The organism is Stutzerimonas stutzeri (genome assembly GCF_000952685.1).
GTDB classification, from domain to species: Bacteria; Pseudomonadota; Gammaproteobacteria; order Pseudomonadales; family Pseudomonadaceae; genus Stutzerimonas; species Stutzerimonas stutzeri_E.
Genome location: NZ_JYHV01000037.1, coordinates 1 through 21805 on the forward strand (window position 1 = coordinate 1; position 21805 = coordinate 21805).

Below are 21805 nucleotides of genomic sequence, written 5' to 3' on the forward strand. Positions count from 1 at the left end.
GCAATCGCCAACGCCCACCGCCATCACCAATCCCTGGGCTCACCTGCGTCAGCTCACGCCCGCGCGGATCGCCCTGGGGCGTGCGGGCGTCAGTCTGCCCACCGACGCCCAGCTGGATTTCCAGTTCGCCCATGCCCAGGCGCGGGACGCCGTGCACCTCGCCCTGGACACCGAAGAGCTGGCGACGCAGCTGGAACGGCGCGGCCATCGCGTCCTACAGCTGCACAGCGCCGCACCGGACCGCGACACCTATCTGCAGCGGCCAGATCTGGGGCGGCGATTGAGTGACGACTCGACCGAGCGGGTGAACGATCACGCGCAGCAACACGCGACGGGCTACGACCTGGCCATCGTCATCGCCGATGGCCTGTCGGCGCTGGCCGTGCAGCGTCACGCCCTGCCCTTGCTCCAGCGCATCGAGGAGCAGATCGAAAAGGACGGCTGGAGCCTCGCGCCGATCTGCCTGGTACAACAAGGCCGCGTCGCGCTCGGTGACGAAGTCGGCGAGCGGCTCAAGGCGAAAATGGTGGTGATGCTCGTGGGCGAACGCCCCGGCCTGAGCTCGCCGGACAGCCTCGGCCTGTACTTCACTTTCGCGCCGAAAGTCGGCCGCACCGATGCCGACCGCAACTGCATTTCCAACATCCGCCTGGAAGGCCTGAGCTACAACCTCGCCGCCCACAGGCTGATCCATCTGATGCGCGAAGCCTGCCGCCGCCAGCTCTCGGGCGTGACGCTCAAGGACGAAGCGGACGTGCTCAGCTTGGATGACGGCACGCCGAAAGCGGGCAACTTCCTGCTCGGTTAAGCCAAACGCATTCGCCGAAGCTGCGGCTGCACGTGGGGCGAGGCGGCAAAGCTGCCTCACCCACAACAGCGTCGGACCAGTGTCGCCCCCAAGTCAACGATCAGGTTTCCGTCAACGCCACCACCGCATCGATTTCGAACAGCATCCCGTCCAGTGCCAGCCGCGGCACCGGAATCAGCGTACAGGTCGGTTTCAGCTGCTCGCCAAACAGCCGCGCCAACTCCTCGCCGAGGATGCCCAGGCGCTGCTCGTTGTGATCGACGATCAGTACCGTCAGCTTGACCACCTGCGATGGTCGCCCTCCGGCGGCCTCGATGGCGATCGAAAGATTGTCCATGGCTTGCCGCACCTGCTGCTGGAAATCGCTCGGCAGCCGACCGTCCGCGGTTTCGCCGCCCTGGCCAGCGATGAAGGCCAACCGCGTGCCAGCCGGCACGATGCCGACATGCGAGTAGCCATTCGGTGCCGGGTCGTACAGGCCGGGCGGATTGAGCAACGTCAGGGTATTTCGGGGTTCGCTCATGTTCGTCTCCATACAGGTTCAGGTACGTGGCGCCGGCCGTAGATCCTCGAAGCGTTGCAACGCCTGAGTGAAGCGAGGCTGCAGATCGCCGGTGCGATAGTCGTCGGGCTCGCGACCGAAGGCTACATTGAGGCGGTTCCAGCCGTTGATCGCAATGATGGCAAAGGTCAGCTGGGTAATGGCGCGTGGCGAATAGTGCTCGGCCAGGTCGCGGTAGCAGCGATCCAGCGAGGCGCCATCAGGCAGTTCGGTCACAGCCTCGGTCCAGGCCAGAGCCGCTCGCTCGGCAGGGTTGTAGACAGCCGTCTCGCGCCAGGCGGGCAGCAGGTAGATGCGTGGCAGCGGCGTATCCATCGCCAGCAGGTCCTTGGTGTGCATGTCGAGACAATAGGCGCAGCCGTTGAGCTGCGAGGCGCGCAGATCGATGAGCATGCGCAGCTGCGGATCGATGTCGCTCTCATGCACATAGGCGCTGACGGCAGTCAGTGCCTGCATCGGCAACGCATCGACATGTTTCAGAAAATCCAGTCGTGGGGTCATGGCAAGATCGCTCCATAGGCAGTGTCGAAAATGACACTGCCAGGACGCATGCCTTTGTCGATGTGTGACAGCCCAGCCTCCAGCGGAGGCGCTGTCACAATCGACCGGGCTCATTCGTCCATGCTGGAGAGGAATGCCTGCGGAGCGAACGTGAACGACAAGATCGATTTCTATCAGGGGCTGCGGCCGAAGCTCTTCGGTCTCGCCTATCGGCTACTGGGCAGCCGCGTGGACGCCGAGGACCTGCTGCAGGACGCCTGGTTCAAGTGGAGCGAGGCCGACTGCACAACGATTCGCGATGCCGAAGCCTGGCTGGTCACGGTGGTGACGCGGCTGGGCATCGATCAGTTGCGCCAGCGCCGTGCTCGTCAGGAGGACTATTACGGTCCGTGGCTGCCGGAACCGCTGCTGGGGTTTACCGGCAACCGAGCCGAGCAGGCCATCGATCTGCGAGCCGACCTGTCCATGGCCTTCATGGTGGCGCTGGAGCGGCTGGCACCCGAAGAGCGCGCGGCGCTGCTGTTGCGCGAAGTGTTCGATTGCAGCTATGACGAGATCGCAGAAGTGCTGGGCAAACAAGCGGCCGCCAGCCGGCAGATCGTCAGCCGTGCGCGCAAACGGATACGTGAGGCCCAGCCGCGCTTCGTCGTGGACCCGCAGGCACACCGGCAATTGGTCGAGCGTTTCGCCGAGGCCTTGCTGGCGCCGGGCGGTGATGCTTTCGTCAATCTGCTGGCCGACGAGGTCAGCTGGTTGGCGGACGGCGGCGGTCAGGCCGCGGCGGCCTCGAAGGTCGTGCACGGCATACGGGCAGCGCATCGTCTGGCCATCGGCATTGCGCGCCGCGCCGCCGGGCAGTGGCGTGCCAGCGTCGAAACCATCAATGGCGAACCCGGTGTGGTGATCCGCAGCGGCGAGCGGATCCAGGCCGCCATGACGCTGGTCAGCGACGGCCAGCAGGTCGTGACTATCTATTCCGTGGTCAACCCCAACAAGCTCGGGCAGCTGGCGCGCGAGCCAGCGCAGCAGCTTCCCGCTTGATGGCTTGCCGCCAGCCCTCGCCAGGCTTAAGGTTTGTGCCCTCCCGGCTGGAACCTGCTCATGTGGTCTTTTCGCGACTGGCGCCGCAAGCGCATCCTCGCCCGTCTCGCCATCGAACCGGCGCTCTGGCAAAGCGTGCTCGACAGCCTGCCGATTCTCGATGGTCTCAGCGCCGAGGAAACCGAGCGCCTGCGTGAGCGCAGCCTGCTGTTTCTGCATGCCAAGCGCCTGACCGCGCTGCCCGGGGTCGAACTGCAGCTGGTTGATCGCCTGCGCCTGGCCGCACAAGCGGAGCTGCCTTTGCTGCATTTGGCCGATCTGGACTGGTATCAGGGCTTCCATGAAATCGTCATCTACCCCGACGACTTCCACAGCCCACAAAAACACCGCGATTCGGCCGGTGTCGTGCACGAGTGGGACGGCGAGCACAGCGGTGAAGCCTGGCTGCAGGGTCCGGTGATCCTGGCCTCGCCGGGCGTGCAGCAAAGCGGCGGCTGGGAAGGCTACAACCTGGTGATCCACGAACTGACGCACAAGCTCGACATGCTCAACGGCGACGCCAATGGCCTCCCCCCGCTGCACCGCAACATGCGCATCGACACTTGGGCAGCAGTGATGCAAAGCGCCTACGACTCGCTCAACGCCACGCTGGACGCCGATCCTCATGCCCACACGGCAATCGATCCGTACGCCGCGGAGAACCCGGCCGAGTTTTTTGCCGTCACCAGTGAGTATTTCTTCAGCGCACCAGACGTGCTGCACGAGACCTTTCCCGAGGTCTACCAACAGCTCGCCGCGTTCTACCGCCAGGATCCACTGACGCGCCTGCAGAAGCTTCAGCATGGGCACCCGGCGTATGCGGAACCTCATTGACTTGGCATCGTCGAATGCGCGCATCACCGTGCTTGCAAAGGTCCACCTCGACCGGCATGGCAAAACGCCCGACAGTGCGCCTATAATCGCGCCCACTTTTTTCGCCCCAGGCCGCCTCGGCCGACCACGGAGCAATGTTCATGAGCTACAGCAAAGTCCCGGCCGGCAAAGACCTGCCAAACGACATCTACGTCGCCATCGAAATCCCGGCCAACCACGCGCCGATCAAATACGAAATCGATCACGACACCGACTGCCTGTTCGTTGACCGCTTCATGGCTACGCCGATGTTCTACCCGGCGAACTACGGCTTCATCCCGCACACCCTCGCCGATGACGGCGACCCGCTCGACGTACTGGTCGTGACCCCCTACCCGGTTGCCCCAGGCTCGGTCATCCGCTGCCGTCCGGTAGGCGTGCTGAACATGACCGACGAAGCCGGCGGCGACGCCAAGCTGATCGCCGTCCCGCACGACAAGCTGAGCCAGCTGTACGTGGACGTGAAGGAATACACCGACCTGCCGCCACTACTGATCGAGCAGATCAAGCACTTCTTCGAGAACTATAAGGATCTGGAGAAGGGCAAGTGGGTCAAGGTCGAAGGCTGGGAAGGCGCCGACGCCGCCCGTGCAGCAATCACCAAGGCTGTGGCGGCTTACCAAAAATAAGCCAATACCGCTAACGGAAAGCCGGCCACAAGCCGGCTTTTTTCATTTTCGGAGCGCCGTTTCAGACGTCTGCGGCGTAGGCTAACAGGGCCCCACTCAATCGCTCGAAGAAGCATGATCGAGCGTGGCGATTCAACCCCGGCACACCGAGCGTCACCGAAGCTGGGCCTGCCGAGGTTCGGCAAACCCAGCTGGCTGCGGCACAAAGCCTGCAGCCACTCAGGATGCGACGGCCGGAAAGTCCACTTCGGTGTCGGCCAGGTTGTTGAGGTAGTTGGTCAGCGTCAGCAGGCTGACATGGGCGACGACCTCGACGATACGGCGATCATCCAACCCGGCTGCTCGGGCGGCGGCGAGCTGTTCGTCGCTCACCAGGCCCCGGCTTTCGGTGATCTCGCGGGCCAGGACTGCCACGGCATCGAGCCGACCCTCTCGCGCCTGGCCGATGGCATTGTCGTCGAGCCCGGCCTTGCTGGCGAACAGGCTGTGCGCGGCGAGGCAGTAATCGCAGCTGTTCACCTGCGAGGTAGCCAGCGCGACGGTTTCACGCTCCCGGGCGGTCAAGCTGCCGCGCCCGAGCGCTTGCGACAACGCCAAGTAACCACCCAAGGCAGCCGGTGCGTGGGCCAGGGTGAGAAATGCGTTGGGAACGAAGCCCAGTGCTTTGCCGATGCCCTCCAGTGCGGGACGTACGGATTCGGCGGTTTGTTCGATAGTCAGTGCGTTAATGCGAGTCATGGCTGTCTCCTTGGTTAGTGATCGGTCTGTGTCAGACCGTGGAGACAGGATGTACCGACGCGCTGCCGCTTCGGCTGCTCATCGTCGAAACAATGCTGCAGATCGTCCAATCAGACTAAGGCTATGCATCGATCTAGAACATTTCTTCGTCATGGTCGAGAACCGACCCGAGGCCCGAGCCCGCCTCGGCGGGACGAAAGAAGTCGAAGCACGGCCTCAATGCCCCCAAGACACGACAGCGAAAAAGCAGCCGGTGCGATTGATATCAGCCGCACCGGCCGCCCGCGCCGTCAGGCCTTGCCTTTCGTTACCGCTTGGCCCGAGCCCAGGTCAGCTCCGGTCATGGGGTCGACGGAAACATCGGACTGGGTCCGTACCGCCATCTGTTGCACCACCTTCTGCTGAGCCTTGCTCAGATCGACCGAAGGCTTGCCATCACCACCGTCCACCGCCGGCTGCGGGCTCTCGACGAACTCCCACTCCGGCCCCTGATTCCAAGGCCCGCGCAGGTCGCCTTCGCCTTGAGACAGGTTGTAGTAGACGTTGGCAAATTGTGGCTCGCCCGGCAGCTTGCCCTGAGGGAAGTTGGGTTGAATGGCGTGTAGCGCCTTCTCGAACGATTTCTGGTGCGCGATTTCCCGGGTCATGAGGAACTTCAGCGCATCCTTGATCCCAGGATCGTCGGTCACGTTGATCAAACGCTCGTAAACGATCTTGGCTCGCGCCTCGGCCGCGATGTTGGAGCGCAGGTCCGCCGTCGGCTCGCCGATGGTATCGATGTAAGCCGCCGTCCAGGGTATGCCACCGGAGTTGGTCAGCGCCGGCCCGCCGCCGTACAGCAACGAGGTGATGTGCGAATCGTTGCCGCCGCCCGTCAGTGAGCGATACAGATCCGCCTCTTTCTCGACGCCTTCGGCGAGCTCACCTTTGGCGCCCTTGTTGAGCATGCCGACGATGGAGCCGATCACTTCGAGGTGGCTCAACTCCTCGGTGGCGATATCCATCAGCATGTCCTTGCGACCTGGGTCGTCCTCGGATACGCCTTGGGTGAAATAGCGCATGGCGGCAGCGAGCTCGCCTTGCGGCCCGCCGAACTGCTCAAGCATCAGGTTGGCTAGCCCGGGATTCGGGCCGGCCACTCGCACGGTGTACTGAAGTCGTTTGTTGTGGACGAACATGGTTCACCTCTTAATTTTGGACTTTCCTAGTGACTGCCTCCTTCGCTCCGTTAATGGATCACCGCGATTCGAATGCAACAGCGATCGCAGGCGACCTTATGGGTGGAGTACAAGCTGCGACAGCCGTCCGATTGTTTTTTCCAATGAAGGCTATGCAGCGAGTCAATGGAGCGATGCGCCGCCGATGCTGTCCGCCCGCAAAGGTGTGCTTGCCTGTTTGTTGAACGTATCCAGGGCCATCGACTCTATCGTTTCCGTTGCCCCACTGACTTCGAGGTGAAAAATGCTCCGCTGGAAACGTCCCAGACAGGCCAAAGCGCTCGCATTGGCCGGGTTGCTATCCGCTTGTACCGCACAGGCTCTGGCAGATTCACCTCAGGTGCTCGGTTGGATCGAGAAAGGTCTGATCCTTCCGGAAGAAATTGCCGTGAAATTCAAGCTGGACAGCGGTGCGCTGACCTCCTCGATGCACGCCGAGAACATCGATCGATTCAAAAAGGACGGCGATGACTGGGTGCGTTTCACCCTTGAGCTTGAAGACGTCGATACCGACAAGAAAATCGAGAAACGCATAGAGCGCGAGGTGGTACGGGACATCAAGGTGCGCGGGGCTGGCGGCGCCGAAAAGCGGCCTGTGGTGCTGATGAAAGTGTGCCTGGGCAATCGGACCTACGAAGAACAGTTCTCGCTGAACGATCGCGACAAAATGAATTATCCGGTACTCATCGGCCGCCGCGCGCTGGAAGACATCGGGTTGGTGGATTCGTCCAAGACTTTCACTGTCGAGCCGGACTGCTCGGCATAAAAGCCGCGGCGCGAAGATTTCGTACGTAGCGCCTGCCGACGGAGCTGCAGGACAACCTCCGTGGCATGGCCCGTTTAACAGCTCGGTCAGCATTTATTTTTCTGCAACTCCTCCCCGCCTCCTCCGGTCCACTGACCAGCGGTTGATCGACAGCCGGCCGTGAATACCCGCGCCGGCCCGAACGCGACATGCAGCCATCGCTTCGACAAGAGGAGAGGTACATGGAGCATCAAGGCGAATATTTGCGGCAATCGGCCATGCCTTCGGACATGGGCATGGAAGACCACATGCAAATGATGGAGCGCCGCCGCCTCGCCACGCTGTGGTGCCACTTCGCTAACGCCCTGCTGGGCTTCTGGATCCTCAGCGCGCCCTTCATCTTCGGCTATTCGAACATTGCCAGCACGGATCTGGATCTCGCCCGCCTGGCCGCCGAGCGCGACGTGCCCGAGGTAGCGACCCGCGCGCTGTTGATGACTTGGAATGATGTGATCAGCGGCGTCCTGATCATTCTGTTCTCGGTCCTTTCGCTCAAGCGAATCGCCTGGGCGCAATGGGCCAACACGGCAATGGGCCTCTGGTTGATGTTCGCGCCGCTGCTGTTCTGGACCCCGTCGCCAGCCAGCTACGGCAATGCCCTGTTGGTCGGAGGACTGGTGATTGCCTTCTCGACGCTAGTGCCGATGATGCCCGGAATGAGCATGTCCGGAATGATGCAGAAGGCCGCGGTCCCGCCGGGCTGGGATTACAATCCCTCGACCTGGCTGCAGCGGTTGCCCATCGCGATCCTCGCGGTCATCGGCATTCTGTTGGCGCGCTATCTGGCGGCCTACCAACTCGGCCATACGGCGAATGCCTGGGATCCCTTTTTTGGCACTCAGCCCAACGGCACGGAAACCATCATAACCTCCGACATGTCCCGCGCCTGGCCTGTCTCCGACGCGGGAGTCGGCGTCATGGCCTACATGATCGAGCTGCTGATGGCGGTGATGGGCGACGCTCGTCGCTGGCGCACCATGCCCTGGATGGTCGCGGCATTCGGCATTGTGGTGGTGCCGCTTGGCGCGGTGAGCATCTTCTTCATCATTGCCCAGCCGATTTTCATCAATACATGGTGCACCCTGTGCCTGATCCAGGCGCTGGCCATGTTGGTGATGATGCCCTACGCGCTGGACGAACTGGTTGCCATGGGGCAGTTCCTCAAAGACGCGCGGCGCCGCGGCAAGCCTTTCTGGAAGACCTTCTTCCAAGGCGACGCCATGGAGGGCGCGCGTGAAGACAATACACCAGAATTCGAGGGCGCCCTTTCAGCCATGATGCTCAAGGGGCTCCGCGGCGTGAATCTGCCATGGGGCCTGGCGCTGCTCTGTGTCCTCGGTGTCTGGCTGATGTGCACTCGCCTGATCTTCGGCACCGAAGGGGCGATGGCCAACAGCGACCACCTGATGGGCTCGCTGCTGATCACCGTCTCGGTGCTGGCGTTCGCCGAGGTGGCGCGGCCGCTGCGCTTTCTCAACCTGCCGATCGGTGCCTGGCTACTGGCCTCCCCCGCCTTGCTCGACGGCGCCGGGTTCGCCGCCACCCTGGGCAGCCTGATCGCCGGCGCGCTGGTGATCGGCCTGAGCCTGCCGCGTGGCCCGATCAATCATCGCTATGCCGGCTGGAACGCACTGTTGCGATAGTGCCAGCCAGCCTCTTAGAAAAGGAGTCCGGAGATGACCGACCGCGAACAGACCGCCGTGATTTGTGGCGGCACCGCCGGTGTGGGGCGGGCAACGGCGCACGCGCTGGCCCAGGCGGGTTACCGAGTCGCCGTGATCGCACGCGGCGAGCAGGGCTTGGCCGATACCCGCAGCGAGCTGGAAGCGTCCGGCGCAAAGGTTCTGGCGATCGCCGCGGATGTGGCTGACGCAGAAGCGATCGATCGTGCGGCCGAGCGGATCGAAAAAGAGCTGGGTCCGATCGAGATCTGGGTCAACGCGGCGATGGCGACGGTGTTCGGCCCGGTGAACAAGATCAGCGCGGCGGAATTCAAGCGTGTGACCGAGGTGACCTACCTGGGCTTCGTCCACGGCACGCTGGCGGCGCTGCGCTACATGGAGTCGCGCAACCGCGGCACCATCGTTCAGGTGGGCTCGGCATTGTCCTACCGGGCGATTCCATTGCAGTCGGCCTATTGCGCCGCTAAATTCGCGATTCGCGGTTTCACCGATTCGCTGCGTTGCGAACTGATCCATACCAACAGCCGGGTGCGGTTGACCATGGTTCAGTTGCCGGCACACAACACACCGCAGTTCGACTGGTCGCGCAACAAGATGCAGAAGCGGCCACAGCCGGTCCCGCCGATCCATACGCCAGAGGTCGCCGCACGCGCGATCGTCCGCGCGGCAACCGATGCGCCGCGCGAGCTATGGCTCGGCCGCGCCTCGTTCCAGGCGATCATCGGTAACATGTTCATGCCCGGCCTGCTCGACCGGATGATGGCCAAGCAAGCCTGGAGCGGACAGATGACCGACGAACCGGCCAGCGACGAGCAGCCGGACAATCTATTCCAGCCGGTGGAAGGCTTGCACCGCACCGAAGGCCGCTTCGGCGCTCAGGCCAAACACAAAGCGCTGGGCCTGAGTTCCGAGACGGTCGGCAAGCTGGCCGCGGCCGGACTGGCGGTGACGGGCATGATCGTCATCGCGGTCGTGGCGGCCATCGCCGGTTGACCCATTTCAGCCCTGATGCTGCGGCGTGCCCAGTTCCTGCCGCGCCTGGCGTACCACCGAGAAGCCCGCCGACAGTGCCAACCCAGCCATGATCAGCGCCACGATGAGGTCGGGCCAACCCGAACCCGTACCGAAAACGCCTGCCGCGGCGATCATCACCGCGATGTTGCCCAGCGCATCATTGCGGCTGCACAGCCAGACCGAGCGCATGTTCGAATCGCCCTCGCGAAACGCATAGAGCATTAGCGCCACAACAACGTTTGCAACCAGCGCCAGCGCGCCGATGACGCCCATGGTCAGCGGTTCCGGCACCACGTCGGCGTAGGCGGACCAGCCAGCGCGACCCAACACGAACACACCGAATGCCAGCATCGACAGGCCTTTGACCATGGCTGCACGCGAGCGCCAGACGAGCCCCATCGACAACACCACCAGGGTGATGCCGTAGTTGGCGGCGTCGCCGGCGAAGTCGATGGCGTCGGCCAGCAGCGAGACCGAGCCCGCCCGTAGACCGCTGACGATCTCCACGACGAACATCGCCAGATTGATTGCCAGCGCTATCCATAGTGCTTTGCGGAAACCGGGGCTCACCGCCGGGCTCGTGCCGCAGCCGGAATCACAGCATTTCGACGACATGGTTTGCCCTCCTCGTTTATATTCGAAACCTATTGCACACCCTGGAGCAGCTCCAGGGTCAAGTCTGAATACGGGAGCGATCATGCGTATAGGCCAATTGAGCGCAGCCGCGGGGGTGGATGTCGAGACGATCCGCTATTACGAAAAAATCGGAGTGATGCCCGCTCCGAAACGGGGCGCCAACGGCTATCGCGCCTACACGACAAAACAGCTGACGCAGCTGGTGTTCATTCGCCATTGCCGAGCGCTGGACATCGGCCTCGCCGAAATTCGGCGACTGCTTGCATTCTCCGACCACCCCGAGGCTGACTGCGGCGACATCAACCTGCTGATCGACGAACAACTCGAACGTGTCCGTGCGCGTCTGGATAGCCTTCGCGGACTGGAGCGCCAGTTGCAGCAATTGCGCAGCTGCTGCAGCGGTAATCAACCGGCGGGCGACTGCGGGATCCTCAACGAGCTGGCCAGCGCCCGGATGGATGAAGGCCAACACCCGTCCGACCGCTAGAACCCTCTCTGCCGTCGATCACTCGCCCTTGCCGCCGGCGCGATATCGCATGGGTCCCCTCCGTCGTGGGTCCTGCGTGGATCCGCTTGGCGAGGCGAAGCGGCAGAGATAACCTGCGCCCTTTTGTCGCGAGCTCGCCCGATGCCCTTGTTCGACCTGTTGCTGCTGATTGCCGCCGGTTTCGCCGCCGGCGGAATGAACGCCCTCGCCGGCGGCGGCACCTTCTTCTCGTTCCCGGCGCTACTGGCCACCGGCTTGCCGCCGGTAACAGCCAATGCGACCAATGCCGTGGCGCTGTGGCCGGCCAGTCTCGCCGGTGCCTGGGCGGCACGCTCGGCATTACGACCGCTGGGTCGTTACCTGATCCCGCTGCTGCTGGCGGGACTGATCGGCGGCTTACTCGGTGGTCTGTTGCTGCTCGCCAGCGGCGATGACGTGTTCAGCCTGCTGATCCCTTGGTTATTGCTCGCCGCTACCGCCCTCTTCGCCGCTAGTCCCTGGCTGAGCCGCTGGCTGGCGGCACGCCGCAAGGACGACAGTGCAATACCGCCGCATGCGCCTGCATCATTGGCGGCACATGGATTGGTGTCCATCTACGGCGGCTATTTCGGCGCGGGCATGGGCATTCTGCAGCTGGCGGCCTTTTCCATCGAAGGCCACCAATTGGTTCGCGCCAACGCGCTGAAGAACCTTATCTCGGCGGTCATCTACAGCGTCGCCACGGCCACCTTCATCATTGCTGGACGGGTGAGCGGTTACGAACTGGCAATCCTGCTGATCGGTACCACGCTTGGAGGCTATACCGGCGGTGCGCTGAGCAAGAAGCTGCCAGCCACCTGGCTACGCGCCTTCGTCATTGGGGTCGGCAGTGCCATGACACTGTATTATTTCCAGGCCACATATTGGCGTTGAGCGGCGCATAGCCCGGGCGGCTTATGGCTAATGCCGCCCAGCTCTGCTAGTGTCGCGCCCGTTTCAGAGCAGCCGCACAGACAGGTTCCGCCATGGCCCGCAAGAAAGTCGCCCTCGATTTCGAACAATCCCTCGCCGAGCTCCAGCAGTTGGTCGAGCGCCTGGAAAGCGGCGAGCTGTCGCTGGAGGATTCGCTGACCTGCTTCGAGCAAGGCATCGGCCTGACCCGTGACTGCCAGGCGGCGCTAAGCCAAGCTGAGCAGAAGGTACAGATCCTGCTCGAGCGTGACGGCAAACTGCAGGAAGCCCCCTTCGAGGTGGATCCCGACGCATGATCGGCGACTATCAGCAACGCTGCCAGAAGCGCGTCGACAGCTGCCTCGATACGCTTTTCACCCCGCCCCGCCACGAACTCGAACGCCTCTACCAGGCCATGCGCTACAGCGTCATGAACGGCGGTAAGCGCGTGCGCCCGCTGCTGGTCTATGCCGCCTGCGAGGCGCTCGAAGGGGACAGCGCGCAAGCCGATGGCGCCGCCTGCGCCGTCGAACTGATCCATGCCTATTCGCTGGTCCACGACGACCTGCCGGCCATGGACGATGATGACCTGCGTCGCGGCCAACCGACTACGCACAAGGCTTTCGACGAAGCCTGCGCGATCCTCGCCGGCGACGGCCTGCAAAGCCTGGCCTTCGAAGCACTGGCCACCGAAGCGCGCAACCCTGCGGATCCGGCGCTTCGCCTGGAAATGCTCGTCAATCTCGCGCGCGCCGCAGGCCCGGGCGGCATGGTTGGCGGACAGGCCATCGACCTCGGCTCGGTTGGCGTCAAACTCGACCGCGAAGCGTTGGAGCTGATGCACCGGCACAAGACCGGCGCCCTGATCGAAGCCAGCGTGCGTCTCGGCGCCTTGGCCAGCGGGCGAGCAGATGCCGAAAGGCTGGCCGCTCTGCAACGGTATGCACAGGCGATCGGCCTGGCCTTCCAGGTGCAGGACGACATCCTCGACGTGGAAAGCGACACCGCCACGCTCGGCAAGCATCAGGGTGCCGATATCGCGCGTGACAAGCCCACCTATCCGGCACTGCTAGGGATGGATGAGGCCAAGGCCTACGCGTTGGAGCTGCGAGATATGGCGCTCGAGGCCGTCGTCGCCTTCGGCACCGCCGCGGAGCCTTTGCGCCAGTTGGCCCGTTTCATTGTCGAACGTCGAAGCTGAATCCGCAGCTGCCAGGCCAGGCTGCTTACCCGAGCGGCGATGACCGTTGATGCCTGGATCATTCTTCTCGTAGTAACCATCAGGTAAACTGCGGCTCTTTTTTCAGCCAAAACGATTCGCCCGATGCCCAAGACGTTCCATGAGATTCCTCGGGTTCGCCCTACGACGCCCGTTCTTGACCGCGCGGCCACTCCCGAGCAGCTGCGCCGCCTGGGCGAAGCGGAACTCGAAGAACTCGCCAACGAACTGCGGCAGGAGCTGCTGTACAGCGTGGGCCGGACCGGCGGACACTTCGGTGCCGGGCTCGGTGTAATCGAGCTGACCATCGCGCTGCACTACGTCTACGACACGCCGGACGACCGTCTGGTGTGGGACGTCGGCCATCAGGCCTACCCGCACAAGATTCTCACCGGGCGCCGCGAGCGCATGGCCAGCCTGCGCCAAAAGGATGGCCTCGCCGCCTTCCCACGCCGTAGCGAGAGCGAATACGACACCTTCGGCGTCGGCCATTCCAGCACCTCCATCAGCGCCGCCCTGGGCATGGCCATCGCCGCGCGCCTGCAGGGCAAGAAGCGCAAGTCCATCGCGGTAATCGGCGACGGCGCACTCACCGCGGGCATGGCGTTCGAAGCGTTGAACCACGCGCCGGAAGTCGGCGCCGACATGCTGGTGGTGCTCAACGACAACGACATGTCGATTTCGCGCAACGTCGGCGGCCTGTCCAACTACCTGGCCAAGATCCTCTCCAGCCGTACCTACTCGAGCATGCGCGAGGGCAGCAAGAAGGTCCTCTCGCGCCTGCCGGGCGCCTGGGAAATCGCCCGCCGCACCGAGGAATACGCTAAGGGCATGCTGGTTCCCGGGACGCTGTTCGAAGAGCTGGGCTGGAATTACATCGGCCCCATTGACGGCCACGACCTGCCGACCTTGATCGCGACCCTGCGCAATATGCGCGACCTGGCCGGCCCCCAATTCCTGCATGTGGTGACCAAGAAAGGCAAAGGCTTCGCCCCGGCGGAAGTCGACCCCATCACCTGGCATGCGATCAGCAAACTGGAACCGGTCGGCGCACCTTCAGCCCCGAAGAAGCCCAGCGGCCCGAAGTATTCCAACGTCTTCGGCCAATGGCTGTGCGACATGGCCGCCGCCGATCCGCGTCTGACCGGGATCACCCCGGCGATGAAGGAAGGCTCCGATCTGATCGAGTTCAGTGAACGCTACCCGGATCGGTACTTTGACGTCGCCATCGCCGAGCAGCACGCGGTCACCCTAGCCGCCGGCATGGCCTGCGAGGGTGCCAAGCCGGTGGTGGCGATTTACTCGACCTTCCTCCAGCGCGCCTACGACCAACTGATCCATGACGTTGCGGTACAAAACCTCGACGTACTGTTCGCCATCGACCGCGCCGGCCTGGTCGGCGAAGACGGTCCGACCCATGCGGGCAGTTTCGATCTGTCCTATCTGCGCTGCATCCCCGGCATGTTGGTAATGACCCCCAGCGACGAGAACGAGATGCGCCGCATGCTTACCACCGGCTATCATTTCGAAGGTCCCGCGGCGGTACGTTACCCGCGCGGCACGGGCCCGAATGCAGCGATCGAGCCCGGACTCGAGCCGCTGGAAATCGGCAAGGGTGTGGTGCGTCGCCAAGGTGGCAACGGCGAAGGTCGCCGGGTCGCCTTGCTGGTCTTCGGTGTACAGCTGACTGAAGCGCTGCAGGTTGCGGAAGCGCTCGACGCCAGCGTCGTCGACATGCGTTTCGTCAAACCACTGGACGCAGCACTGGTACGGCAGATGGCCGACAGCCACGACCTGCTGGTGACCGTTGAGGAGAATTGCATCATGGGCGGGGCTGGCAGTGCCGTCGGCGAATTCCTCGCCGCCGAAAACCTGCAGAAGCCGATCCTCCATATGGGCCTGCCCGATTACTACGTCGAGCACGCCAAGCCCGCCGAGATGCTCAAGGAATGCGGCCTCGATGCCGTCGGCATCGAAGCGGCTATCCGCGCGCGACTGGCCCAGCTCTGAGGCTGCTTGAAGCGGCGCTGAGTTCGTCATCAGACGCCGCCTGAGGCCATCTGCGGCGTAGAGGACGTCTCGGCAATATGGCGAGGTGCGCACGAACTCGCCGTCGCGCCTGCCCAGCCCCTGCAAATACCTGATCGAACCACGGCAGCCGCCTTCTCGTTGCACAGGACGCGCTCGGCTACGAGTGCTTTGCTTGTATTTCTCGGGGACAGCCCTTATGGTTCCCGCGATTTCCAATCCGCCCAGGTGTGCGTGACCGCAAGGTCCGCATTAAACGGGAAGCCGGTGCGCTCACATGTGCAAGGCCGGCGCTGCCCCCGCAACGGTAATCGACCGTGATCCGCTGGATCACCGCCCGCTCAACCGCCACTGTGCATCGCATGGGAAGGCGAGCCGGGTGCGTGTCGAAAGCCCGGAGACCGGCCTGGCGGATTCGACTGGTGTTGCGGAGGGCAGCACCGTCAAGCGCGGCTGTCTATCCTTGCGCTTGTTCCTGCCCTCCTCAAAAGCGCTGATCTTTTGAGGATTGATTCTGATGAAACTGACCCGTCTTGCCTTGGCTGTGGCGCTGCTGCCCAATGCCCAAGTGCTTGCTGCCGACCTGACCCGTGACGATGCGTTGAAACTCGCCGATACAGTAGTTTCCGCGAATCGCGAACCGCAGCGTCGCAACCAGACCCCGGCCGCCACCACTGTATTCAACCGAGACGACATAGAACGGTTGCAAGTGCGTAGCGTTGCGGAACTGCTGGAGCGTGTGCCGGGCGTGAGCGTTGCCCGTACCGGCGGAGCGGGAAGCCTTACCAGCCTGTTCGTGCGCGGTACCGCCAGCACCCAGACTCTGGTTCTGGTAGATGGCCAGCGTATCGCCGCAGCCTCCAGCGGCACCAGCAGCCTCGAATTTCTAAGCCCCGATCAGATCGAACGGATCGAGGTCGTGCGCGGTCCGCGGTCTGCGCTGTATGGATCGGATGCCATCGGCGGAGTGGTACAGATCTTCACTCGCCAAGGCAGCGGTCAGGGGCTTGCGCCTGAGGTCCGCTTTGGGGCGGGAAGCAACAGCACCTTCGAACGCAGCCTGCGTCTTTCCGGGGGCAATGGCCAGACTCGCTTCAACTTGGGAGCCGCGCTGGATGAGACCCAAGGTATCGACGCGACGCGCGATAGCTTCCGCGCCAATGGCGATGACGACGCCTACCGCAATCGCTCGCTCAGCCTGAACCTTGCGCACCGCTTTAGTGATCGGCTTGAGGCGGGTGTCAACGCGCTGGACCAGCGAGGCGAACTTGAGTTTGACGACACGTTCGACGGCTTTCAGCCGACCGTGGATTTCCAGCTAAGCAGCATCTCCGGGTTCGTTAATGCCGAACTTAATGAGGTCTGGAATAGCCGTTTCGAAGTCGGACATAGCGAGGATAAGCGAGACACCGGAAACGACACCCCACTGGCTCCTGCCTATGTGTTCCACAGCTATTCGACTTATCGTGACTCGGCCAGCTGGGTAAACACGCTTCAGCTCGACCCAGCTCATCAGCTGTTGTTCGGTGCCGATTGGCATGAGGACCAACTGCACAGCTCGAGCGGCTTTGCCCAGGATTCACGTTGGAACCAGGCAGCGTTCATCCAGCACCGTTATACAGGCAACGCGTTCTCTACAGAGGTTGGCCTGCGCCACGACAAGAACGAGCAGTACGGCAGCGTGAACACTTGGAACGCGGCGGTTACCGTACCGCTGAATACCCGCAATGACGTGGTCGTTTCCTACAGCGAGGGCTTCCGCGCCCCGACATTCAACGAACTGTACGACTCTTGGTTCGGAAATCCGGACCTTACGCCCGAAAGATCTAAGAGCTACGAGCTTCAATGGCGCAACCGCTACAGCGACAGCGGCTCATTGGAATTGGCGCTTTACCGCACAAATATCGAGGATGCCATCGTATCGGACGCCAACTGGATCCCTCAGAATGTCCAGACCGCGCGGGTGAACGGCCTGGAGGCCACGATCCGGCAGGACCTGTTCGGCTGGCAGACCAGCGTAGCGGCGGGCCTTATCGACCCGCGCGACCGAGATAGCGGCCACACCCTCGCCCGCCGCGCAAAGCGCACGCTGAGCCTAGACGTGGACCGCCAACTGGGAGAGCTCTCTGTAGGCGCCAGTTGGCGAGCCCTTAGCGGTCGCTACGATGATTCCGATAATGACATCGAGATGGGCGGATACGGCTTAGTCGGGTTACGTGGCAGTTGGGCTGCCAGCCAAGACATCAGGCTGGACGTAAAGTTGAACAACCTATTCGACAAGGATTATGCCGAGACGACCTATAGCACCGGCAACGGCCGATACGGATACAACACCGAAGGCCGCACTGCTCTGTTCGCCGTAACCTGGACGCCAACCCTATAAATTGAACCGCCCGAGCATTTCACGGTTCAGCCCGCCCCATCACTTCACAGAGCTTCCCGATCGCCCCAAGCATCTGGAAGCTTGGGCGTTCCAAGCCCTTATCCGGCACTTCCCACAGTTGCGCCTTGCGCACCGCCGTTAGCTGCGGCCAGGCTTTCCACTCGGAAAGCTGAGCGCCGCTACCGGCGAGGATCACCTCGGGATTTCGCGACAGCACGGACTCGATGCTGACCTGAGGGGCAGGCAGTTGCAGATCAGCGAACACGTTGCGACCGCCGCAGACCTCAATGGCATCGCTGATGATCTGTCGGCCACCGAGGGTGTACAGCGGGCGGTTCCAGATCTGATAGAACACCGTCAGCGGACGCTCGCGATGGTAACGTCGATGTAATCGATCCAGGCCCTGCTTGAACGCTCGCTCGAGCTCCCGACCCTGCACGTCTCGACCAATCCGCTCGCCAATCAGCGCGAACTGTTCGGACAACTCAGCCAGCGAGGTCGGCTGTGCAACCAGCACTGGGATGCCGAATTGCGTCAGCTGCTCACGTTGTGCCTGGCTGATGCTGTCCGGCCTGAGCAGCACCAGTGTCGGTTGCAGCGCCAGCAGGCTTTCCATTTCCAACTGACCGAGCCGCCCCACGGATGGCAAACCGGCCAGTGCAGCTGGCCGCTCGCCGCCGTCGAGCACACCGACCAGCAGATCGTCCGCATTCAGCTCCAGCATGATTTCGCTCAGCGAAGGCGCCAGGCTGACCACCCGCTCCGTTGCTGCAAGCAAAGGCGAGGTCGACAGCGCAACGGCCAGCAGTAGCGCACGCATCATTGCAGCTAACGCGGAATGCGGTAGAGCAACAGCAGCACCAGACTGCCCGAGACCAGCAGCCCTTGTGCGACGGGCTCGAGGCCGAGCGGCGCACCGATGGCGGCGAGCCACGCCGGTAGCGCGGCGGTCCGCAACGCCCGCAGCCGAACGGCGCGTAACGCCGCCCACGCGGATGCTTCGGCATCACTACCCAGATCTTTTTCAGTATCAATCAGGGCGTGCTTGTAGGCCGTAAAACGGGGCAGATTGAGAAACAGCGTGGCGAGGCCGACGAGGAACAACGGCAGGGCGAGCGGCTCGCCGAAGCGGCCCGCCAGTTGGGGAAGCTGGCTGCTGATGAGCACGGGTACGACCATGAAAAGCAGATACCGCCAGCCTTCGAGCGCCAACTGGCGGCGGGTCGCCGTGCGGTTCACGACTGCTCGGCTTCGCCCTGGTGAATTTCGCCGAGCATGTGGCCAAGCTTACCGGCCTTGGTGGCGAGGTACTTGCGGTTGTGCGGATTGTGCGCGATCTGCAGCGGCATGCGTTCGGCGATGCGAATACCGAAGCCCTGTAGCGCTTTGACCTTGCGCGGGTTGTTGGTCATCAGCTTGATCTCGGCGATGCCCAAGTGCTCGAGCATGGGCAGGCAGATCGCATAGTCGCGCATGTCGGGAGCAAAGCCGAGGCGCTCATTGGCCTCGACGGTATCGGCGCCGCCATCCTGCAGTTCGTAGGCGCGGATCTTGTTCAGCAGCCCGATGCCGCGACCTTCTTGACGAAGGTAGAGCAGCGCGCCGCGACCCTCTTCGGAAATCGCGCGCAGTGCGGCTTCCAGCTGGAAACCACAATCGCAGCGCAAACTGAAAAGGGCATCGCCCGTCAGGCATTCGGAATGCAGACGACCCAATACGGGCCTGCCATCTGCAACATCGCCCAGCGTCAGTACGACATGTTCCTTGCCAGTGTCCTGATCGAGAAAACCATGCATGGTGAACACACCGAACGGCGTCGGCAGTTTGGAAGCGGCGACGAACACGACAGACACCGGAGAAACTCCAGAAGGCAGAAAAGCGGATATTGTAACAGCAGTCCTGCGACAAGCTGTATCGGAAGATGCCGCGGGCGCGGACCGATACGGCTTGGGTTTGGGAAGAAGGCGCCGGCTCAGATTTTTGATTCGAGCTTCAGGACACCCTGATCTTCCCGCCAGCTGACGCGGCTGAGAAAACTCATGCCCAACAGGGCATCCGAAGGTGACCCGCCCTCCACCACTACGGCCTCTACACCGAGCACATCGATGGCACCCACCTTGACGCTGTTGAGATGCACTCGCCAAGCCTTGGCCGTGCCGCCAGCGGTGCTGACCACGATCGGCTTGCCGTCGACGCGATAATCGATTCCCAGACGTCGCGCCTGGATCTCGTTTATCGCGACCGAGGTAGCCCCCGTATCGACGAGAAACTGCACCGACTGGCCATTGATGGAACCGGCCACCCAGTAGTGACCGCCCTGCCCCCGTGCGATGCTCAGTTGCCGGCGATCAGGCTCAGCGAACCCGACGCTCAGTTCGCGACTCAGCGTATAGCGCCGCTCGATGCCATCGACCCGCAGCACCGCGCCTTTGGAATCAGCACTAATCACCTCGACACCGCCCGGCCCCACCTGACCGACGCGCACCAGTTTGCGCTGGCCATCGACATTCACCACCGCGGCACCGGGAAACAGACCGACCACCTGCACCAGCGGCGCCGCTGCGATGACAAAGGATACAAACGACAGAGAGGCCGCGAATAGCAGGATTACGGATCGCATCAGTAGCGGCTTCCTTGAAACGGGATAGCTCGACATTCTTCCATGAGTATCAGGGTCGATACAGCGATCAGCCGCACAGCCCGGACTTCAACCCAGCCCCAGCACCGCCAGGTGCATCAGAGCGCAGGCGGCAAAGCCGGCAAGGATATCGTCGAGCATGATCCCCAGCCCACCGTGCACATGGCGGTCCACCCAACTGATCGGCCATGGTTTGAAGATGTCGAGCACCCGGAACACCACGAACCCGAGCAGCAGCCAGTACCAGCCCGCAGGCACCAGCCAGAAGGTGATCCAGATGCCGGCGAACTCGTCCCAGACGATGCCTTCATGGTCATGTACGCCCAGATCCTGGGCGACCTTGCCGCACAGCCAGATCCCGAACAGCATGCTGGCAACGATCACCAGCCCGTAGCCCCAGCCCGGCAGGGCCTGCCACAGCGGCACGAACGCCAGCGCGAGGAGCGATCCCCAGGTCCCGGGAGCTTTCGGCAACGTCCCGGAGCCGAAACCGAAGGCCAGGTTGTGCCAAGGGTTGCTCCATACTGATACGGGCACCGCTTCGACGGCAGGCTGCAGGGAATCGGTCAAACGGCTGTCCTCTCTTATTCTGGCGGCGCTATCCAGCCCGCTCAGCCACTGAAATGGTTGTAGCCCTGACTGACCAGCGTGATCGCCTGGCCGCGGGCGTTCAGCAACCGCACGCCCGCCCCGACTGCCACATGGCCGATCACATGAACCGGCCAGCCATCGTCCTGCAAGGCCGCCAACTCGTCGGCTGGCAAGGTAAACGCCAGCACGTAATCGTCGCCGCCACTCAGGCCGTATTGCAGGGCCTGATCAGAGCCTGCGAAGCGCACCAGCGCGTCCGTCAAGGGTAGCTTCATCTGTTCGATGCACAACAGGACGCCGGACGCAGCGGCGATGTGCCCACAGTCGGCCAGCAGTCCATCGGAGATATCCAGCGCCGCGCTCGCCTTGCCGCGTAGCGCCTGTCCCAGCGCCAGCTGCGGTTGTGGCAACCAGTAATGTCTAAGCAACGCCGCCGCGTCAGCCGTCCCCTGCTCGCGCTCACCCAGCACGATAGGCAGCGCACCGGCCGCATTGCCAAGCGCGCCGCCGACGCACAGCAGATCGCCCGGCTGCGCGCCACTGCGCAGCAATCCCTGACCCGCCGGCACCCGACCGAACACCGTCAGCGTCATGCTCAGCGGGCCGCGCGTGGTGTCGCCACCAATCAGACGCATCGCGCAGCCCGCCGCCATCGTGTCGAGGCCACGGGTGAATTCGGCTAGCCAGTTGGAATCAGCATCGGGAAGGGTCAGCGCCAGCGTGAAACCGATCGGTGTCGCACCCATTCCCGCCAGATCACTGGTGGAAACCGCCAGTGCACGCTGGCCGAGCAGGTAAGGATCACAAGGATCGGGGAAATGGATGCCGGCGACCAGCGTGTCGCTGGATACCGCTAACTGTTCGCCTGCCGGCAATGCCAGCAAGGCGCAGTCATCGCCGATGCCCAACACGACATCGCCGCCGGCCCTGGCACAAGCGGCAGCGGCGAAGTAATGGCGGATCAGCTCGAACTCACCCATCAAG

Annotated in this window: 24 protein-coding genes and 1 riboswitch; of the genes, 13 read left to right on the plus strand and 11 right to left on the minus strand. The window is 63.1% G+C overall.

The genetic code is table 11. The annotated features are described in order from the left end of the window. Positions 1 to 808, plus strand: an 808-nt coding sequence (gene eutC, locus UF78_RS18655; protein WP_230623697.1) for an ethanolamine ammonia-lyase subunit EutC, incomplete at its 5' end; no start/stop codon positions are given. Between the two features lie 100 nt (positions 809 to 908). Here the strand turns inward: eutC and UF78_RS18660 are convergent. Together UF78_RS18660 and UF78_RS18665 are read right to left on the minus strand one after the other, a co-directional pair. Further along, on the minus strand, positions 909 to 1331 hold the full coding sequence (locus UF78_RS18660; protein ID WP_045163726.1) for a RidA family protein: 423 nt from the start codon (positions 1329 to 1331) through the stop codon (positions 909 to 911). An 18-nt stretch (positions 1332 to 1349) separates the two neighbouring features. After that, positions 1350 to 1871 carry a carboxymuconolactone decarboxylase family protein gene (locus tag UF78_RS18665; protein ID WP_045163727.1) on the minus strand — a complete coding sequence of 174 codons (522 nt, stop codon included), beginning with the start codon at positions 1869 to 1871 and terminating at the stop codon, positions 1350 to 1352. Positions 1872 to 2021: 150 nt separating this feature from the next. Between UF78_RS18665 and sigJ the strand changes: the two genes are divergently transcribed. The 3 genes from sigJ (at position 2022) to ppa (ending at position 4453) form a co-directional block, all read left to right on the plus strand. Beyond that, complete coding sequence (gene sigJ / locus UF78_RS18670; RefSeq protein WP_052679343.1) at positions 2022 to 2912, plus strand: RNA polymerase sigma factor SigJ; 891 nt, start codon at positions 2022 to 2024, stop codon at positions 2910 to 2912. Between the two features lie 60 nt (positions 2913 to 2972). Then, the gene (locus UF78_RS18675; RefSeq protein WP_045163729.1) at positions 2973 to 3785 is read left to right on the plus strand and encodes a zinc-dependent peptidase; all 813 of its coding nucleotides are present in this window, start codon (positions 2973 to 2975) and stop codon (positions 3783 to 3785) included. A 140-nt stretch (positions 3786 to 3925) separates the two neighbouring features. Beyond that, positions 3926 to 4453, plus strand: a complete 528-nt coding sequence (gene ppa / locus UF78_RS18680; RefSeq protein ID WP_045163730.1) for an inorganic diphosphatase — start codon at positions 3926 to 3928, stop codon at positions 4451 to 4453. Between the two features lie 219 nt (positions 4454 to 4672). On the opposite strand, the gene UF78_RS18685 is transcribed toward ppa, so the two are convergent. Then, complete coding sequence (locus tag UF78_RS18685; protein ID WP_045163731.1) at positions 4673 to 5191, minus strand: carboxymuconolactone decarboxylase family protein; 519 nt, start codon at positions 5189 to 5191, stop codon at positions 4673 to 4675. A 290-nt stretch (positions 5192 to 5481) separates the two neighbouring features. Next, positions 5482 to 6369, minus strand: a complete 888-nt coding sequence (locus UF78_RS18690) for a manganese catalase family protein (protein ID WP_045163732.1) — start codon at positions 6367 to 6369, stop codon at positions 5482 to 5484. Between the two features lie 283 nt (positions 6370 to 6652). Between UF78_RS18690 and UF78_RS18695 the strand changes: the two genes are divergently transcribed. The 3 genes from UF78_RS18695 to UF78_RS18705 all read left to right on the plus strand — a co-directional run bounded on the left by UF78_RS18695 (position 6653) and on the right by UF78_RS18705 (position 9888). Further along, on the plus strand, positions 6653 to 7174 hold the full coding sequence (locus tag UF78_RS18695) for an ATP-dependent zinc protease (RefSeq protein ID WP_052679344.1): 522 nt from the start codon (positions 6653 to 6655) through the stop codon (positions 7172 to 7174). A 221-nt stretch (positions 7175 to 7395) separates the two neighbouring features. Continuing rightward, complete coding sequence (locus tag UF78_RS18700; RefSeq protein ID WP_230623698.1) at positions 7396 to 8856, plus strand: vitamin K epoxide reductase family protein; 1461 nt, start codon at positions 7396 to 7398, stop codon at positions 8854 to 8856. A 33-nt stretch (positions 8857 to 8889) separates the two neighbouring features. Then, positions 8890 to 9888, plus strand: coding sequence for an SDR family oxidoreductase (locus tag UF78_RS18705; protein WP_045163733.1), 999 nt, complete (start codon positions 8890 to 8892; stop codon positions 9886 to 9888). Between the two features lie 6 nt (positions 9889 to 9894). Here the strand turns inward: UF78_RS18705 and UF78_RS18710 are convergent, their stop codons facing one another. After that, positions 9895 to 10524, minus strand: coding sequence for a cation transporter (locus UF78_RS18710; RefSeq protein WP_045163734.1), 630 nt, complete (start codon positions 10522 to 10524; stop codon positions 9895 to 9897). A gap of 82 nt (positions 10525 to 10606) precedes the next feature. Here UF78_RS18710 and UF78_RS18715 point away from each other — a divergent pair, with 82 nt between their 5' ends. The 6 genes from UF78_RS18715 to UF78_RS18745 all read left to right on the plus strand — a co-directional run bounded on the left by UF78_RS18715 (position 10607) and on the right by UF78_RS18745 (position 17592). After that, positions 10607 to 11032, plus strand: a complete 426-nt coding sequence (locus UF78_RS18715; protein WP_045163735.1) for a Cd(II)/Pb(II)-responsive transcriptional regulator — start codon at positions 10607 to 10609, stop codon at positions 11030 to 11032. Between the two features lie 141 nt (positions 11033 to 11173). Continuing rightward, the gene (locus UF78_RS18720; RefSeq protein WP_045163736.1) at positions 11174 to 11944 is read left to right on the plus strand and encodes a sulfite exporter TauE/SafE family protein; all 771 of its coding nucleotides are present in this window, start codon (positions 11174 to 11176) and stop codon (positions 11942 to 11944) included. A gap of 92 nt (positions 11945 to 12036) precedes the next feature. After that, positions 12037 to 12279, plus strand: a complete 243-nt coding sequence (locus UF78_RS18725) for an exodeoxyribonuclease VII small subunit (protein ID WP_021206714.1) — start codon at positions 12037 to 12039, stop codon at positions 12277 to 12279. Beyond that, positions 12276 to 13163: a polyprenyl synthetase family protein gene (locus UF78_RS18730; RefSeq protein WP_045163737.1), complete on the plus strand. Its 888-nt coding sequence runs from the start codon at positions 12276 to 12278 to the stop codon at positions 13161 to 13163. The genes UF78_RS18725 and UF78_RS18730 overlap by 4 nt, the downstream gene beginning before the upstream one ends. 123 nt (positions 13164 to 13286) lie before the next feature. Beyond that, on the plus strand, positions 13287 to 15191 hold the full coding sequence (gene dxs / locus UF78_RS18735) for a 1-deoxy-D-xylulose-5-phosphate synthase (protein ID WP_045163738.1): 1905 nt from the start codon (positions 13287 to 13289) through the stop codon (positions 15189 to 15191). A 226-nt stretch (positions 15192 to 15417) separates the two neighbouring features. Then, positions 15418 to 15633, plus strand: a riboswitch (cobalamin riboswitch). A gap of 93 nt (positions 15634 to 15726) precedes the next feature. Beyond that, positions 15727 to 17592, plus strand: a complete 1866-nt coding sequence (locus UF78_RS18745) for a TonB-dependent receptor domain-containing protein (protein WP_045163740.1) — start codon at positions 15727 to 15729, stop codon at positions 17590 to 17592. Between the two features lie 19 nt (positions 17593 to 17611). Here the strand turns inward: UF78_RS18745 and UF78_RS18750 are convergent, their stop codons facing one another. The 6 genes from UF78_RS18750 to thiL all read right to left on the minus strand — a co-directional run bounded on the left by UF78_RS18750 (position 17612) and on the right by thiL (position 21804). Then, a complete protein-coding gene (locus UF78_RS18750; protein ID WP_045164352.1) occupies positions 17612 to 18412 on the minus strand; it encodes a cobalamin-binding protein in 801 nt (266 codons plus the stop codon). 8 nt (positions 18413 to 18420) lie between these two features. After that, positions 18421 to 18831 carry a hypothetical protein gene (locus UF78_RS18755; protein ID WP_045163741.1) on the minus strand — a complete coding sequence of 137 codons (411 nt, stop codon included), beginning with the start codon at positions 18829 to 18831 and terminating at the stop codon, positions 18421 to 18423. Beyond that, positions 18828 to 19445 carry a GTP cyclohydrolase II gene (gene ribA / locus UF78_RS18760; protein ID WP_045163742.1) on the minus strand — a complete coding sequence of 206 codons (618 nt, stop codon included), beginning with the start codon at positions 19443 to 19445 and terminating at the stop codon, positions 18828 to 18830. The genes UF78_RS18755 and ribA overlap by 4 nt, the downstream gene beginning before the upstream one ends. 119 nt (positions 19446 to 19564) lie before the next feature. Continuing rightward, the gene (locus tag UF78_RS18765) at positions 19565 to 20212 is read right to left on the minus strand and encodes a retropepsin-like aspartic protease family protein (protein ID WP_045163743.1); all 648 of its coding nucleotides are present in this window, start codon (positions 20210 to 20212) and stop codon (positions 19565 to 19567) included. An 87-nt stretch (positions 20213 to 20299) separates the two neighbouring features. Further along, positions 20300 to 20800 (minus strand): phosphatidylglycerophosphatase A family protein, encoded by a 501-nt coding sequence (locus UF78_RS18770; protein WP_196298700.1) that lies wholly within the window; start codon positions 20798 to 20800, stop codon positions 20300 to 20302. Between the two features lie 41 nt (positions 20801 to 20841). Continuing rightward, positions 20842 to 21804 (minus strand): thiamine-phosphate kinase, encoded by a 963-nt coding sequence (thiL, locus tag UF78_RS18775; RefSeq protein ID WP_045163744.1) that lies wholly within the window; start codon positions 21802 to 21804, stop codon positions 20842 to 20844. Position 21805 lies beyond the last annotated feature (1 nt).